Here is a 13,834-nt window from a genome sequence, read left to right as displayed (position 1 = left end):
GACGGGCGCGGCGCGGGCGGTGTTCCTCAATCGGTGTGATGATCGTGCTCGCGTTTGACGCAGAAAGGGCCCTCGCATCCGAGGAGGTCGACGCTCGGGTTTCTTCCGGGGGAGATGCGGAACTGCTTCTGTGTTTCATAGATCGGCCGGACCACTTCGCTCGCTTCGAATTCGAAATTAAGCTCGACATGCCCGTCGGGGGGCACGGTGATGATCTTCTCGATCGGCTTCAGGTGCGGATGCCAGGCAAGAATCTTGTACGTTCCGGGCGGGATCCGGTCGATCGCATAGCTGCCGCTCCGTGTCGTTTTGTCGAAATAGGGGTTGTCGACGATCCAGGCCCAGGTCTGCATATACTCATGCATGCCGCAAATAATCTGGGCGATGTTCTTTCCTTGATCCAGATAGACCCATCCTCTCTGGACCTTGTCGGAAATCGGGATCGGGAAGCGGGTGATCCGACGGCCTGTTTCTTTCTGGTAAAACTGCGCGTCGTGAATCACCGGATCTTTGTTGAGGACGGAGAGCATATATTTGTTCCGCATGACGCTGACGAGAGGATGGATGTGAACGAGGTTTCCTTCTTTGTCTACTTCAAACTGCTCATCCTCCGGCGTATTCGCCGGGTGGAACATGCAGTTCACCGCAAAGAGCCGATTCTCGTTGGAGCGAAATCCCTTCCCCCGGCTCACATCCTGAATGGCGATCACCGCGTCCTGGAGCCCTCCGGTCGGGTCGACGTTGAACTCCTTGAGGACGACATGTCCTTTCGCGTCGGAAATCTTCTTACAGAATTCTCCGAAGGCGTATAAAACCATCGGAAAGACGCGCGGCTCCGGCACCGGCCCGTTGAGGACGACCCTTCCGGTGATGACCCCCCCGTTCTCCACCGGGGCGATCTCATACGCCGGCGCGGCCGCGCTCCAGGCGAGGCAGAAGAGAATTCCGAAAATCAATATAAGATAGGCTTTGATTCGTTTTGTCATGACGCTTCTCTCTTAAATTCTTTATTAAATATTGATCTCTTCCCGAGGCGCCTGTCAACTATCCCAGCGCGCGCGGTTCTGATTTTATCACAGGAAACCATAGAGGAGGTAGCAGTATTTTCAATTAGGAATTAGGAATGACGGATTAGGAATGAAAAACATCCTTCGGTCTGCCGCATTGATTTATTTGAGGAGAAATGGTTTAATCCCGGCGGAGAGGGCCGGGATATTCCGATGTTTGATGATCATCCGTCTCGGAAACACTCCTCAGAAGGAGAGGTCTCTGTGTTGGAAGGAAACGATCCCGCCCCGAAACGCCGATTCCTTTTGAAAGAGCCGGTCCGTCTCTTCCTGGCGTCTTTCCTCCCCTTTTTCCTCATCGGCTGCGCCGCCTCTTTTCTTCATTATTACGATCCCACCACGTATAAAAACCTCACCGATCTCAAGCCCAAAGTCGCCATGCTGTATGAAACCTTCGAGGAAGAGGCCATCGACCTGGAGGCTGTCCGGCAGATTCGGCTGGAGATGGGGCAGGCATACGAATATGAAAAGGGAAAGGGAGAGAAGAACCGGGAAACGGCGACGCAGATCGGACTGATCTTGGAAATGTTCTCCCGGCATGTCCAGGAGCGGAAAAATAAGGGGAAGTGGTCGGAGGCGCAGATTCAGAACCGGTGGGAAAACATGGAAGAGGCCTTCGATATCGCGATTTCAACGGAGCGTTTGAAGAACAAAAACGAGTGAGCGGAGCGCGACCATGCCGAAACCGTGGGAAAGTTTTATCGACGACCTCAGAGACACCGCCGGTCTCCTCGCTAAGGATGAGCTGAAGAGGCTGGTCGCGAACGCCAAGACCGACGCCAATGCGTTTATCCGAAAGCAGGGGGTGAAGATGGAGCGATATCTCAATCAACTGGCGGCGGGGGAGATCAGCAAGGAAGAGTTCGAAGGCAACATGGCGGACCTCCGGACGCTCACCGAGATGCAGTCGCTCAAAATGAAGGTCGCCGCAAAGGCGAGCGCCCAGCGCCTCTGCAAAGGAATCGAGGAGGTCGTTTTAAACGGGCTGATGAAGCTGCTCTGAATGGGCGGCCGCGATGCTTCCGGCGTGAAACCGATCTGCTCCCATATAATATAGATAGTATAGAACGCGCCATCTTCCCTCGACACACCCCTCCGAACTATAATCAAAGTAATCTTCAATCAAGTCATCTTGTCATGCGGAGCCGAAGGCGAGCATCTCATTTCGGATAGGATCGCGCGCTCAGGATGACACTGAATAAAGGCCTGGGAAGGATCCGGTTCCGCTCGGCCAAGGAGGATGCCATGCCGGAGAAGCGGTGGATGATTTATGGGGCGTACGGCTATACGGGCGCGCTCATTACGGAAGAGGCGGTGCGGCGGGGGCACCGGCCTGTCGTCGCGGGGCGGTCGGCCGACCGGCTGATTCCGCTCGCGAAGCGGTTCGGGCTCGATCCGCTTGTCCTCGATCTCAAGGATGAGACCGCCTTGACGAAAGCGGTCGCCGAGTGTTCGCTGGTCCTTCATGCGGCGGGGCCGTTTGCGGAGACGAGCGGCCCGATGGTCCGGGCCTGTTTGAGCGCCGGGACGCACTATGTCGATATCACCGGAGAGGTTTCGGTTTTCGAGGAGATCTTCGCGCGCGACCCGGAGGCGAAGCAAAGGGGGATCACCTTGCTGCCGGGGGCGGGGTTCGACGTGGTGTCGGGCGACTGTCTCGCGAAATATGTCGCCGACAAGGTGCCGGGGGCGACGCGGCTCGATCTGGCGGTTGCGGCGATGGCCCATGTGAGTCCGGGGACGGCGCGGACGATGATCAAGCAACTTCCCCGCGGGATGTCGGTCCGCCGGGAAGGGCGGCTGAGGGTTTCCGACGCCGGGGAGGGGGAGCGGACGGTCCGTTTTCCCGGGGGGGCGCGGCAGGCGGTTCCGGCCACGCTCGGCGAACTCGCCGCCGTCTACTGGACGACCGGCATTCCGAATATCACCGCCTACATGGCCCTTCCATCTCCGGTGATCGGCCTGATGCGCTGGACCGGCCCGCTTCTGCAGCGGCTGCTCGCTTCCGATCCGATCCGTCGTGCGGCGGAGCGGGGAGCGCGTGCGGTGATCCGGGGACCGGATGCGGAGGCGCGGCGGAAGGGACGGGCATTTCTCTGGGCGCGGGCGTCGGATGAAGCGGGAAATGCCGCCGAGGGGTGGCTTGAAACAGCGGAAGCCTATGCGTTCACGGCGATGGCGGCGGTCCGCTGCGCGGAAGGAATTTTGAAGAAACTTCCAACGGAGGGCTGTCTGGGAGCCTGCACGCCGGCGGGAGCGTTCGGCGCCGACTTTGTTCTGGAGATCCCGGGAACGAAACGATTGGATCGAATCTCTTAAAGGCAATTACGAATTAGGAATTAGGAGTCAAAAGCTTGCAAGGACGCTAAAGATTCCTCATTCGTAATTTAATTTGTTTTTCCCTCCAGTTTGTTCACGAACTTCTGGAAGTCGCGCTGCTCCTCCAACGACGGTTTTATTCCGAAGGCGAGGGAGTCGATCTTGTCTTTCACCTCGACCAGATTCGGATTGAGGCGGAGCGCCTCTTCGTATTTTGTTTTGGCTTCTTCCAACGTCCCCAGCTCTTCAAGTCGCGCGGCCTCCAGCAGAAGATGGCCGATCTTTTTTTCCTGAGGCCATCCCGCGGCAATCCGCCATCCCCCCTCCTCCCTCACCAGGCCGAGCCCTTTTCTCACGGTGGTCATCGGAACGGGGCGGTCGTGATATTGCTTCTTCAAAAACTGATCGAATTCGGCGGGGCTCATCGTCGAACCGGCCGAAGAGAGGGCGGCGAGGAGAAGATCTTCCGTGATCCGATCGGCGTCCGGCTGATGGACCCGCACGACCGCCCGGCCGCGCTCGCCGTCGATTTCCAGGGTCTCGATGGAGAAGGTCGCTTTTTTCATCAGCGGCTCGATCCCCATGCTCTCGTCCATCGACATATGATGGACAAACGCGTCGAAATTCCGGAACGCGCGATCGGCCGAGGAGAGCTCTTCGTAAGCGGTCCGGAGATCTTGCTGGTAGGTGGCCGACAAATAGCGGGTCAACACCGCAGCCGGATCGGAGCGGTCCGGACGGCAGGCCGCAAAGAGGAGAGTCAAGAGAACTAGTGAAAGTTTAGAGCGCACGCGATCCTCTGCCGGGAAGGTGTGTGGAATCCATCCGTAAGTATAGCAGGCCGGGGAAATTCGGGCGGGGCGGTGCCGTCGAATTAGCCGAGAAGGGTTGTCTCAAAGAGGATTTCGCGGCAGGTGCAGTAATTTCCGAGATGGCAAAGCGCCAGCCGGGAGGCGGCGCCGCGCGGCGGAAAAGAGCGGTCCGGCGCCAACGCGCCGATGCCGAGGGTGATGTGCGGGGAGAAGCGCGCGAAGGCCGCCGCATCCGGATAGCGGTTTACCCAATCGACGCTGGCCGGCGCGACATCGGGAAAGTCGATGAAGCCCTCCGCCGTCGCATCGTGTGTCAGAAGGGGGCTCAACCGGTTGAAGACCGTTTCATGAAGCGACTGCAGCACGGCGGTCGGATCGACCTTCCAAGCGGTGACCGTCTCGCCGGTGGCGATGGGGCCGGCGTCGATTCCGGTGAAGATCAGCGGGATCGGCGGAAAGTACGACGCGATCTCTTCCAGAAAATTGGCGGCGGCCGGGAGATCCTCCTCCTTCAACGCTCCCATCGCCAGGGAGAGATGCGGGAGGCAGCGATTCCGATCCAGGACGATTTTCTTCTCGAAGTGCGGGAGCAGCTCCTGATTCATCTGAAGGGCGGCGTCCATGATCTCTTCGGAAGGAAGAAGGACGATATCGACCGCGCATTTGTTCAAGGCCATCCCTTCTCTCCTTTTTGGATTTCCTCTTCAAATCTTTTATAAAGATCGACATCGCCGCTTTTCCCGATCTGCTTCTCCTCATACGGCACCCCGACGCGGCGATAGAACTCCTGCGCGATATTTTGAAAAGTGCCGGTAACGAGGGCGATCAGCCAGTAGCGCATCTTTCCGAACTGAAGGTGAACGACCTGAAGCGCGAGCCGGGTACAGGTGTAATTGAGCAGGCCGGCGAAGGCGGCGTCGTTTCCTTCCGCTTTCGCCTCCGCGACGATCCGCTCGGCGAGCGCGTCAATCAAGGGATCGAATTGGATTCGTGCTTTCGGCGCAATGTAGGGCATCGTGAACCTCCTTGTGGGTGTCCGCCGGATCGAAGGGTCGACGGTCTCGGATCATCTTAAAGGGGAGGCCCCTCCAAAGCAACAGGAAGGCGTCTCGGACAGGCCGGGCGGGTCTGAGACCCGCCCCTACGGTCATTTTTTGTTGAATCACCCCAGGCCAAAGAGTATCCTAAAAGCGTTCCATCCACCCAACCAAAGGAGGTGTGCCATGAAGCTTCTTCAACGTTTTGGCCCCGAAACCGGTTTTGGGTTTGCTCTGTTTTTCCTGTTGGGCGCGCTCGCGCTCATCGCCCTTCATGCCCTCTTCGAGCGGGCAACCGGAAAGCGGATTCCACGGATCTTCCAGGCGGGCCTCACCTGGGCCGCCGCTTATGTTTTCTTCCGATGGATTCTCTTCCCGCCGATTCCCTCTTCACTCCTTTATATCTACATGGCCGTCGTCACCGTCGCCGTGATCCTCTTGATGATTGAGAGCCCTCTTTCCACAGAGGAGTGCAAGCAGAGGGTGGTTGCCACCATCCTTGGTGAGACGCCGGCCTATCGGGTCGCTCAGGCCGTCACATTCGTCCTGATTCCTTTCTCCGCTTTCCTGTTAAGCCGCTATCTCGTTACCCCGCCGCCGATCGGGGAGCCGATCGAACTGAGAGTGTATCATTCCGCGCCGCCGAGAAGCATTGAAGTTCACGGCGAGATTTACGATCTGCAGACGGCGAAGAATCCGTTCCGGGAAGAGGAAATTCCGCTCTAATAGAAACCGATCGACCTACGTAGAGACGTCCCGTCGGGACGTCTCTACGACGGAGAAGAAAATGGCGGAGAAAACAATTTCCGGCGTGACGGTCGAGTGCGTCAAGGGGAACATCGCGGCGCAGCCGGAGATGACGGCGATTGTCAACGCCGCCAATGCGGAATTGCGGAGCGGCGGCGGTGTGGCGGGGGCGATTCACCGGGCGGCGGGGCCTGGACTAGAAGAGGAGGGGCGTCCGCTGGCGCCGATTCGTCCCGGCGAGGCGGTGATCACCGGCGGGCATCACCTCCCGAATCGATATGTAATTCACTGTCTTGGCCCGGTTTACGGAAGGGACCGGCCGGAAGCGGATCTTTTGGCGCGCTGTTACGCGAATGCGCTCGACCTGGCTGAGAGGAACGCCATCGGCTCGATTGCCTTTCCCGCCATCTCCACCGGGGTTTTCGGCTATCCGATCGAGTCGGCGGCGGAGGTCGCCTTCCGAACGATCAAAGAGCAGCTTCCGAGCCTCCGAACGGTCAAACGAATCCGATTCGTTCTCTTTGCCGACAAAGATCTGGAGATTCACGAAAAGGCGCTCGATCGAATCTTCGGCGAATTGTAAGGGCGGGTTTGAAACCCGCTCCTACATCACGATCGGTGCCAGGTTCTCAGGGGCTCAATCGAATCACGCTCGGCCCCTCCGGGGCGGGGGGCGGTTCGTGCGGGAGTGGCGGTTTCTCCTCCCGCGGCTCCCCCTCCCACCGAATCCAGCGGTCGATCGTCCGTTCTTTCCGCTCGCTGCCGCTCGCCTGCTCGATGACGCCGATCTCCGGAGCGATCCCCGCCAGATAGAGCCGGTCTTCTGTCGGATCGACCGTGATCGAGAAGGGGAAGGCGCCGGCCGTCTTGACCATCATAAATGCGGGGTCCCTTCCAAATCAACAGGAACGCGTCCCTTCCCGCCCCCATGTGAAGCGGATACGGAATAGCTCTTGAATTTGGAGCGCCGCTCGATTACGCTAAAACCACCTTGGGATCTTGGCCGGTGAGATTGATCGAAGAGAGAGGATCGATTTAGTGAGGCAGGGGGGGGGAAGTCGGAGGGGCCGCTTCGCGCTCGGATGCATTCTTTCTCTGTTGCTCTTTTCCCACAAGCTTGTTCAGGCCGAATCGACACATCCCTGTTCGGAGAATGTCGGGTTTGGACCTTTGGGGATTCGTGGACAGTCCTATTTTCAAATGCTCCATTTGACGCCGACCCCGTCGGCCCCTTCCACACTTCGGAAAGGTGAATGGGAGGGGCAAGCCCTCTTGACCTGGGTGAACGGTTGGGCGGTTTCAAAAGACCACTATATGATCGATACCGAAACCCTCCAGTGGACCGGCAAGCTCAGCTACGCTCTCAACGACCGGATTCAGTTCGGCTTCGAGATCCCCGTTCTTTGGCGGGGCGGCGGCTATTTGGACCGTTCCATCGAGGGGTTTCACCATGCTTTTAATTTGGGAAACGGCCGGCGGGATCGATTCCCGCGAAATCGGACCCGCTTCGAATTTCACCGCAAGGACGGATCGACCTTCGTTCTGGAAGATTCGGGGATCGGTCTCCAGGATGCGGTCTTCTCCTCCCAGGTTTCCCTGACCTGCGGCGGAGCAAAAGTCCCGGCCGTCGGCGTGAGTCTGTCGGTTTCTTTGCCGACCGATCGTGAGGAGAAGTTGTATGGAACGGACGGGATCGACGTGAGCGGGACCCTGCTTTTCGCAAAACGGATCAGCCGGGTTTATATTTATCTCAATTTCAGTTATGTCCGTCTGGGGAGCGGCGATTTCGTCGGCATCCCTTTGCATCGGGATAAATGGGTCGGGTTTGCCGCCGTGGAATATCGCCTGAAGGAGGGGACCTCTCTGATCCTGCAAAATACGCTCAGCTCGGGGGTGGCCGAGGATTTCTTCGAATTCTCGGATTATACCGATGAGATGGCCTTCGGCTTCAAGACGGCGTTTACAAATCGACTTGTCTGGGAGATGGGGGTGATTGAAAATCTGTTCAACATCCGAAACGGTCCCGACTTCGGTATCCATACCGGACTGAGTTATCGGTTTTAGTGAGTACCTCCGAGGGAAAATAAATGATCGGCGCCGGTCATCAGCGGTTCCATCGAATCACGCTCGGCCCCTCCGGGGCGGGGGCGGTTCGTGCGGGAGTGGCGGTTTCTCCTCCCGCGGCTCTCCCTCCCACCGAATCCAGCGGTCGATCGTCCGTTCTTTCCGCCCGCCGCCGCTCGCCTGTTCGATGACGCCGATCTCCGGCGCGATCCCCGCCAGATAGAGCCGGTCTTCTTTCGGATCGACCGCGATCGAGAAGGGGAAGGCGCCGGCCGCTCCCTGGATCTTCACCTGTTCCACCCCTTCTCCATCGTAGATGAAATACGATCGGAGCATCGGCGCGGCGATGAAGAGGCGCTTCGTCCGCGAATCGAACGCGAGGCCGCGCGCGAGTGTTCCCTTCGGCAGCGGGAGGCGGTCGGGGGGGACGGCGAGATCGGAAAGATGGAAAACCAGAACCCCGTCGAAGTTCGACACATAGAGCCGCCCGCGGTCGGGATCGGCGGCGATGGCGAAAGGGCCGTTGAGCCCGCTCTCCTCCGGACCGATCGTCCGGTCGGCCCGGCGTTCCCCATCGATCTCCGCCGCCTTTTCGAAGACGAGGAGCGCGCCGGGGTGGGCGTCGGCGACGAAGAGACGATTGCGGTCGGCATAAACGCCGGTGGGGAAGTTGAACCGCTTGAGGATGCGGCCGGCGCGCGTTGCGGTGCGGGGATCGAACCGATCGAAGATCAGAATCGCCCGGTCGGCGGCATTGGCGACGAAGAGCGTTTTGGAGTGGGGGTCATACGAGAGGCCCGAGATCATCCCGGTCAGATCGAGGGAGGCGCCGGGCCGCGCCTCCTTTTCACCGGGCTGTGAAAAAACAAGCAGCTTGGCTCCACCCCGGTCTTCGGCGGGGGCCGCCGCAAAGAGGCGGTCTTGCGCCGGATCGAACGCCAGCAGCAGCGGTTGAAAAGAGGGGGGCTGGGCGCGGGCGAAGGCGCCTGAGAGCGCAAGGGCAGCCAGAAGGAGAAGCGCCGCCCAACGTCCCGTCGGGTGTAAAAACATCCGTCCTGGTTGGCTCATCGTCTCTTGCCTTCAATTCTTTGAAAGGAAACGCTCCTCTTCTCCATACCATTCTCCTTTCGGCGAAAGCAAATTAAATTTTTGCCGGTCACCTCATCGTGTGTACCGGCGACATCCGGATCGGCGCCTGTAGGCGAGGCATGCCTCGCCCCTACTTTCGAACGAGAGACGTCGCCCGCCGACGTGATTTTTTCGCGCTTGAACAGGATCGTCCGCTGGGTTACTGTTAGAGAATGCGGTATTTGGATCGATTCGATGAATTCTTCTATATGAAAGGAGAGCTTCATGGAGGTGAAAGAGCTGGGACATGTTGTCCTCTATGTTCGCGATCTGGAACGATCGCGCCGCTTCTACCGGGACGTTCTCGGCTGGAAGGAGATCGGGCCGCTCGGTGATTGGGCCGCCGCCTTCTCTTCCGGACGGACGCATCACGAGCTCTTGCTGATCGAGGTCGGTCCGGACGCGGCGCCGATTCCGGACGGGCCGCGGGTGGGACTCTATCATTTCGGCCTCAAGGTCGGAAAGAGCGACGACGAGCTGCGGCGCGCGGTCGAGGAGATTCGCGCGGCCGGGGTTCCGATCATCGGGATGTCTGATCATACCGTCACGCACAGCGTCTACATCGCCGATCCGGACGGGAACGAAATCGAGCTCTACATCGACGTTCAGCCGGAGGTCTGGCGGAACGATCCGAAAGCGTTCATCGCCCCCATCCGCCCGCTCCGTCTCTAGGCGTCGGGCCCACCGGACAGGAGGATCAAATGGAGAAAGAGAAGCTTCGGCTGTTGGCGAAAGATCTTAGAAAGGAGTATCCGAGGAGCCCTCGCGAAATGCTCGGAGGTTACGTCATTGCAGCCCGAACGATTGACAAGTGCCGGGCTTTTCTCCTCGGAATGAATGGGGAGTATAACTTTTGGCCTTGTTCATTGTCCGGCCAACTGTATGCCTTTACCGGGCTAAGCCCGGAATCGGTCAAACAGTTTGTGGAGAGGGGGGCGACCGACTCGGAGTTTGCCGACTGGCTGGTTGCGCAATCGAAGGTGAAGGATCGGATGGAGATCATCCGGTGGAATAACAAGATGCGGGCGCTGCGGCTCTGCGATTTGGATGACCACGGCCAGGAGTATCTGGAAGCCTACATTGAAGAAAACGTCCCCAAGCATCGTCCGGTTTATGTTTGGTTTGATGTGTATGATTTGGAGGAGGATCGTTTTTGATTTTTGTAGGGGGGCGGGGGGCGCCCCTGGCGAAGAATAGAGAAAGGGGTGTATGAAGGCGATTCGCATATATCAATTCGGCGGCCCGGAGGTTCTGAAGCTGGAGGAGCTTCCCGACCTGCAACCCGGTCGGGGAGAGCTGCTCGTCCGGATCAAGGCGATCGGCGTTAATCCGGTCGATACCTACCGCCGCGCCGGATCGAACCCCGATCTTACATTGCCGTACACTCCCGGATCGGATGCCGCCGGGGTCGTCGAAGCGGTCGGGGAGGGGGTCCGCCAGTTCAGCGCGGGAGATCGGGTCTACACCGCCGGGACCCTCACCGGCGCCTACGCCGAGGCGGCGCTCTGTGAGGAGACGCAGCTTCATCCCCTGCCGAAGCAGATCTCCTTCGAACAGGGAGCGGCGATCGGCGTCCCCTACGCCACCGCCTATCGCGCCCTCTTTCAGAAAGCGCGGGCCGTTCCGGGGGAGACGGTGCTGATCCACGGCGCGACCGGCGGGGTGGGGCTGGCCGCCGTCCAATTGGCCCGCGCGGCGGGCATGGTCGTGATCGGAACCGGCGGAACCCCCAAAGGCCGGGATCTGGTATCGGAGCAAGGGGCGCATCATGTCCTCGATCATCACGCGCCGGGTTATCTCGATCAGGTCCGCCCGCTGACCGAAGGGCGCGGGGCCGATCTGGTCCTGGAGATGCTGGCCAATGTGAATCTTGGGAAAGATCTCAGGGCCGTCGCCGAGGGGGGGCGGGTGGTCGTCATCGGCAGCCGGGGACCGGTGGAGATCAACCCGCGCGATGCGATGAACGAGGAGGTGACGATTCTCGGGATGCTTCTCTTCAACGCGACGGCAAAAGAGATGGCGAGCATCCATGCGGCGCTCGGGGCGGGGCTTACGAACGGAACGCTTCGCCCGGTGATCGGGCGGAGATTTCCCCTGGCAGAAGCGGTGCAGGCGCATCAGGCGGTGATGGCGCCGGGGACGTATGGTAAGATTATTTTGATCCCTTAGGAAAGGAGAGGAAAACGGAATGCCGGATGGAGAGGAGAACCGCCCCTTCGGGGAGGTCGATCGTCAGAAGCTCATCGAGGTGAACGACGCGCTGCGCGGACTTCATAAAGTGCTCATCGGCACCGTCCGGAGCGAATATGAGCGGGAGCATGGCCCCATCGCCGGCTCCGGCGCCCTTCTCCGTTTATTGATGGAAGATCCTTTTTTCTCATGGCTCCGTCCGATGTCGAAAGCGATGGTCGAGATGGACGAGCTTCTCGAAGAGGCGATGCCGTTGGAGCCGATCCGGATCGCGGGTCTTCGCGAGCGGATCGAGGGGATGATCGCCTCGCCCCGCTACCTGAACCTCCTTCAATCGAGCCCCGAAGTGGTGATGAGCCACACGGCGCTCCGCAAGGCGCTGGGGGAGCTGCGATAAGTAGGGGCGCATCCATTGCGCCCGTTGGGTGGGCATCATGAATCATGCCCCTACATAAACCACGCAACAAATATTTCTGCGTTTGTATTAGATCCGTCGTTTGCTTATCAATGCTTCTGTACAATAAAGACATACCAAATCCGGCTCGTTGATCATAAATCTGTGTCGGATTATCCTTCCATTGTCTTCGCCCCTTCACCAGAGTTACTGCTGAAATAGCCCCCTTTGCTTTTAAAGAGTGACCCTCAAATAGTCGCCTTTCTTTCCTCAAACTCAACAACCGGCCGTAGCCCTTCCATCGAAATACTCCCTTTGAACTACATAGACACAACCTCCCCAAACACGATATCTTGAATTAAGGGAGGGTGTGGAGCGAACCGGATGGAGAGTAAGTAGATGATTCTGATCGATTTATTCGTGGCGTTCGTCATCGGTCTGATTTTGACCCTGATCTTCTGGCCGCGGTTCCGGGCGTCGGGTTCCTGGTCGAACTGGGCCGGATTGGCCGGGTTTCTCTGGTTCTTCATCTTGGTTTTTCTGGCCTCCTGGCTTGGCGGCGTCTGGATCGCCCCGGTAGGGCCGCGTGTCTGGGGGATCTACTTTTTTCCTTTCTTGCTGATGGGACTTCTTTTCGCGTTGCTCCTGGCGGCGACCGCTCCGATCCGCCCGCCCCGCGCGCGGCGTCAAACGCTGGCGGAGGCGCGGGAGGAGCCGACCGTCGAGGAGGGGACGTTCGTTGTTCTGAATTTCTTTTATTGGATTCTGTTGATCGCCCTCCTCATATCGATTCTGGCGCGCTACGGCGCGTGATCGCGGGAGGCCTCGGATTGAAAAGAGGCCTTCCCTGCACCTCGTGTACTCACGATAGGAGGTGAAATGTTCGGTAAAAGAATTACTCTCTTTAAACTCTTCGGTTTTGCGGTCCATGTCGATCTCAGCTGGATCGTTATCGCCGTGTTGGTCACCTGGTCGCTGGCGGCCGGTCTCTTTCCGTTTCAGTTTCCGGGCCTCTCGACGGGGACTTATTGGTTGATGGGGATCGCCGGATCGCTGGGGCTCTTCGGGTCGATTATATTTCACGAAATGAGCCACTCTCTTGTCGCCCGCCGGTTCGGGATTCCGATGAAGGGGATCACCCTTTTTATTTTCGGCGGGGTGGCGGAGATGGACGATGAGCCGCCGAGTCCGAAGGCGGAGTTCTCGATGGCGATCGCCGGGCCCCTCTCCAGCTTCTTCCTAGCGGCCCTATTTTACGGCCTCTATATCGTGGGGATGCAGGGGGGATGGCCGATGACCTTCAACGGGGTGATCGGCTACCTCGGTGTCATCAACGCCATCCTGGCGGTCTTCAACCTGGTTCCCGCCTTTCCCCTCGACGGAGGACGGGTCTTCCGATCGATCTTGTGGGGATGGCGGAACGACATCCGATGGGCGACGCGGATCTCTTCAACGTTCGGCTCCGCCTTTGGGCTCTTTCTAATCTTCATCGGGGTTCTCAATGCCCTTCGGGGGAATTTTATCGGGGGGGTCTGGCAGTTCCTGATCGGAATGTTCCTGCGGGAGGCGGCCCGGATGTCGTATCAACAGCTCCTTGCCCGCCAGGCGCTGGAAGGAGAGCCGGTCCGCCGCTTCATGAAGAGCGATCCGGTGACGGTTTCTCCCGCCACGTCGCTGGCGCAGCTGGTCGATGATTACATCTACCGCCACCAACACAAAATGTTTCCGGTGGTTCAGAACGACGCCCTGGTCGGCTGCATCGATCTCGATCAGGTGAAGGAGATTCCTCGGAATGAATGGGCCTATCGGACGGTCGGCGAGGTGGCGAAGACATGCGCCGTCGAGAACACGATCTCTCCCGATGCCGATGCCGTGAAGGCCCTCTCGAAGATGAGCCGGATGGGCCGCAGCCGGCTGCTGGTGGTGGAAGACGGGCGGCTGGCAGGGGTCCTTTCGTTGAAAGACCTTCTCCATTTTCTCTCGCTCAAGATCGAGCTGGAAAACGGCGAGAAACCGGGGCGCCGACCTGAGATCCCGGAGAGAGAGGAAGAGCGGAGAAAGGCGGCGTAGTCTCTC

18 protein-coding genes are annotated in these 13,834 nt (G+C 59.1%); 12 read left to right on the top strand and 6 right to left on the bottom strand.

Annotation, left to right across the window (positions count from 1 at the left end; translation table 11 throughout):
* Positions 1-26: 26 nt before the first annotated feature.
* The gene (locus MNODULE_RS14030) at positions 27-986 is read right to left on the bottom strand and encodes a carboxypeptidase-like regulatory domain-containing protein (RefSeq protein ID WP_168060831.1); all 960 of its coding nucleotides are present in this window, start codon (positions 984-986) and stop codon (positions 27-29) included.
* A 285-nt stretch (positions 987-1,271) separates the two neighbouring features.
* Here MNODULE_RS14030 and MNODULE_RS14025 point away from each other — a divergent pair, with 285 nt between their 5' ends.
* From MNODULE_RS14025 to MNODULE_RS14015, 3 genes are all read left to right on the top strand, one after another.
* On the top strand, positions 1,272-1,730 hold the full coding sequence (locus tag MNODULE_RS14025; RefSeq protein ID WP_168060829.1) for a hypothetical protein: 459 nt from the start codon (positions 1,272-1,274) through the stop codon (positions 1,728-1,730).
* 13 nt (positions 1,731-1,743) lie between these two features.
* On the top strand, positions 1,744-2,070 hold the full coding sequence (locus MNODULE_RS14020; protein WP_168060827.1) for a hypothetical protein: 327 nt from the start codon (positions 1,744-1,746) through the stop codon (positions 2,068-2,070).
* 185 nt (positions 2,071-2,255) lie between these two features.
* Entirely contained in the window at positions 2,256-3,386 is a 1,131-nt protein-coding gene (locus MNODULE_RS14015; protein WP_168060826.1) for a saccharopine dehydrogenase family protein, read from the top strand.
* Positions 3,387-3,454: 68 nt separating this feature from the next.
* Here the strand turns inward: MNODULE_RS14015 and MNODULE_RS14010 are convergent, their stop codons facing one another.
* From MNODULE_RS14010 to MNODULE_RS14000, 3 genes are all read right to left on the bottom strand, one after another.
* Positions 3,455-4,177 (bottom strand): vWA domain-containing protein, encoded by a 723-nt coding sequence (locus MNODULE_RS14010; RefSeq protein WP_168060824.1) that lies wholly within the window; start codon positions 4,175-4,177, stop codon positions 3,455-3,457.
* An 83-nt stretch (positions 4,178-4,260) separates the two neighbouring features.
* Entirely contained in the window at positions 4,261-4,875 is a 615-nt protein-coding gene (locus MNODULE_RS14005) for a 2'-5' RNA ligase family protein (protein ID WP_168060822.1), read from the bottom strand.
* The gene (locus tag MNODULE_RS14000) at positions 4,866-5,213 is read right to left on the bottom strand and encodes a DUF6899 family protein (RefSeq protein WP_168060820.1); all 348 of its coding nucleotides are present in this window, start codon (positions 5,211-5,213) and stop codon (positions 4,866-4,868) included. The genes MNODULE_RS14005 and MNODULE_RS14000 overlap by 10 nt, the downstream gene beginning before the upstream one ends.
* Positions 5,214-5,421: 208 nt before the next feature.
* On the opposite strand from MNODULE_RS14000, the gene MNODULE_RS13995 reads away from it, so the two are divergent.
* Both MNODULE_RS13995 and MNODULE_RS13990 read left to right on the top strand, forming a co-directional pair.
* Positions 5,422-5,961, top strand: coding sequence for a hypothetical protein (locus MNODULE_RS13995; protein WP_168060818.1), 540 nt, complete (start codon positions 5,422-5,424; stop codon positions 5,959-5,961).
* 61 nt (positions 5,962-6,022) lie between these two features.
* Positions 6,023-6,565: a macro domain-containing protein gene (locus MNODULE_RS13990; RefSeq protein ID WP_168060816.1), complete on the top strand. Its 543-nt coding sequence runs from the start codon at positions 6,023-6,025 to the stop codon at positions 6,563-6,565.
* A gap of 46 nt (positions 6,566-6,611) precedes the next feature.
* Here the strand turns inward: MNODULE_RS13990 and MNODULE_RS13985 are convergent, their stop codons facing one another.
* Positions 6,612-6,860, bottom strand: coding sequence for a hypothetical protein (locus MNODULE_RS13985; protein ID WP_168060814.1), 249 nt, complete (start codon positions 6,858-6,860; stop codon positions 6,612-6,614).
* A gap of 160 nt (positions 6,861-7,020) precedes the next feature.
* Between MNODULE_RS13985 and MNODULE_RS13980 the strand changes: the two genes are divergently transcribed.
* Positions 7,021-8,046, top strand: a complete 1,026-nt coding sequence (locus tag MNODULE_RS13980; protein WP_168060812.1) for a DUF3187 family protein — start codon at positions 7,021-7,023, stop codon at positions 8,044-8,046.
* Positions 8,047-8,103: 57 nt separating this feature from the next.
* On the opposite strand, the gene MNODULE_RS13975 is transcribed toward MNODULE_RS13980, so the two are convergent.
* Positions 8,104-9,114 (bottom strand): NHL repeat-containing protein, encoded by a 1,011-nt coding sequence (locus MNODULE_RS13975; protein ID WP_168060810.1) that lies wholly within the window; start codon positions 9,112-9,114, stop codon positions 8,104-8,106.
* 285 nt (positions 9,115-9,399) lie between these two features.
* Between MNODULE_RS13975 and MNODULE_RS13970 the strand changes: the two genes are divergently transcribed.
* The 6 genes from MNODULE_RS13970 (at position 9,400) to MNODULE_RS13945 (ending at position 13,828) form a co-directional block, all read left to right on the top strand.
* On the top strand, positions 9,400-9,846 hold the full coding sequence (locus tag MNODULE_RS13970) for a VOC family protein (protein WP_168060808.1): 447 nt from the start codon (positions 9,400-9,402) through the stop codon (positions 9,844-9,846).
* 29 nt (positions 9,847-9,875) lie between these two features.
* Positions 9,876-10,331, top strand: coding sequence for a DUF5069 domain-containing protein (locus MNODULE_RS13965; protein WP_168060806.1), 456 nt, complete (start codon positions 9,876-9,878; stop codon positions 10,329-10,331).
* 52 nt (positions 10,332-10,383) lie between these two features.
* Complete coding sequence (locus MNODULE_RS13960) at positions 10,384-11,343, top strand: NADPH:quinone reductase (protein WP_168060804.1); 960 nt, start codon at positions 10,384-10,386, stop codon at positions 11,341-11,343.
* Between the two features lie 19 nt (positions 11,344-11,362).
* A complete protein-coding gene (locus tag MNODULE_RS13955) occupies positions 11,363-11,761 on the top strand; it encodes a hypothetical protein (RefSeq protein ID WP_168060802.1) in 399 nt (132 codons plus the stop codon).
* A 396-nt stretch (positions 11,762-12,157) separates the two neighbouring features.
* On the top strand, positions 12,158-12,571 hold the full coding sequence (locus MNODULE_RS13950) for a hypothetical protein (RefSeq protein ID WP_168060800.1): 414 nt from the start codon (positions 12,158-12,160) through the stop codon (positions 12,569-12,571).
* A gap of 66 nt (positions 12,572-12,637) precedes the next feature.
* Positions 12,638-13,828: a site-2 protease family protein gene (locus tag MNODULE_RS13945; RefSeq protein WP_168060798.1), complete on the top strand. Its 1,191-nt coding sequence runs from the start codon at positions 12,638-12,640 to the stop codon at positions 13,826-13,828.
* The last annotated feature ends 6 nt before the right edge of the window (positions 13,829-13,834 follow it).

The sequence above is a fragment of the Candidatus Manganitrophus noduliformans genome (genome assembly GCF_012184425.1).
GTDB classification, from domain to species: domain Bacteria; phylum Nitrospirota; class Nitrospiria; order SBBL01; family Manganitrophaceae; genus Manganitrophus; species Manganitrophus noduliformans.
Note: the sequence above shows the minus strand (reverse complement) of the source record. Positions and strands in the feature narration are given on the sequence as shown.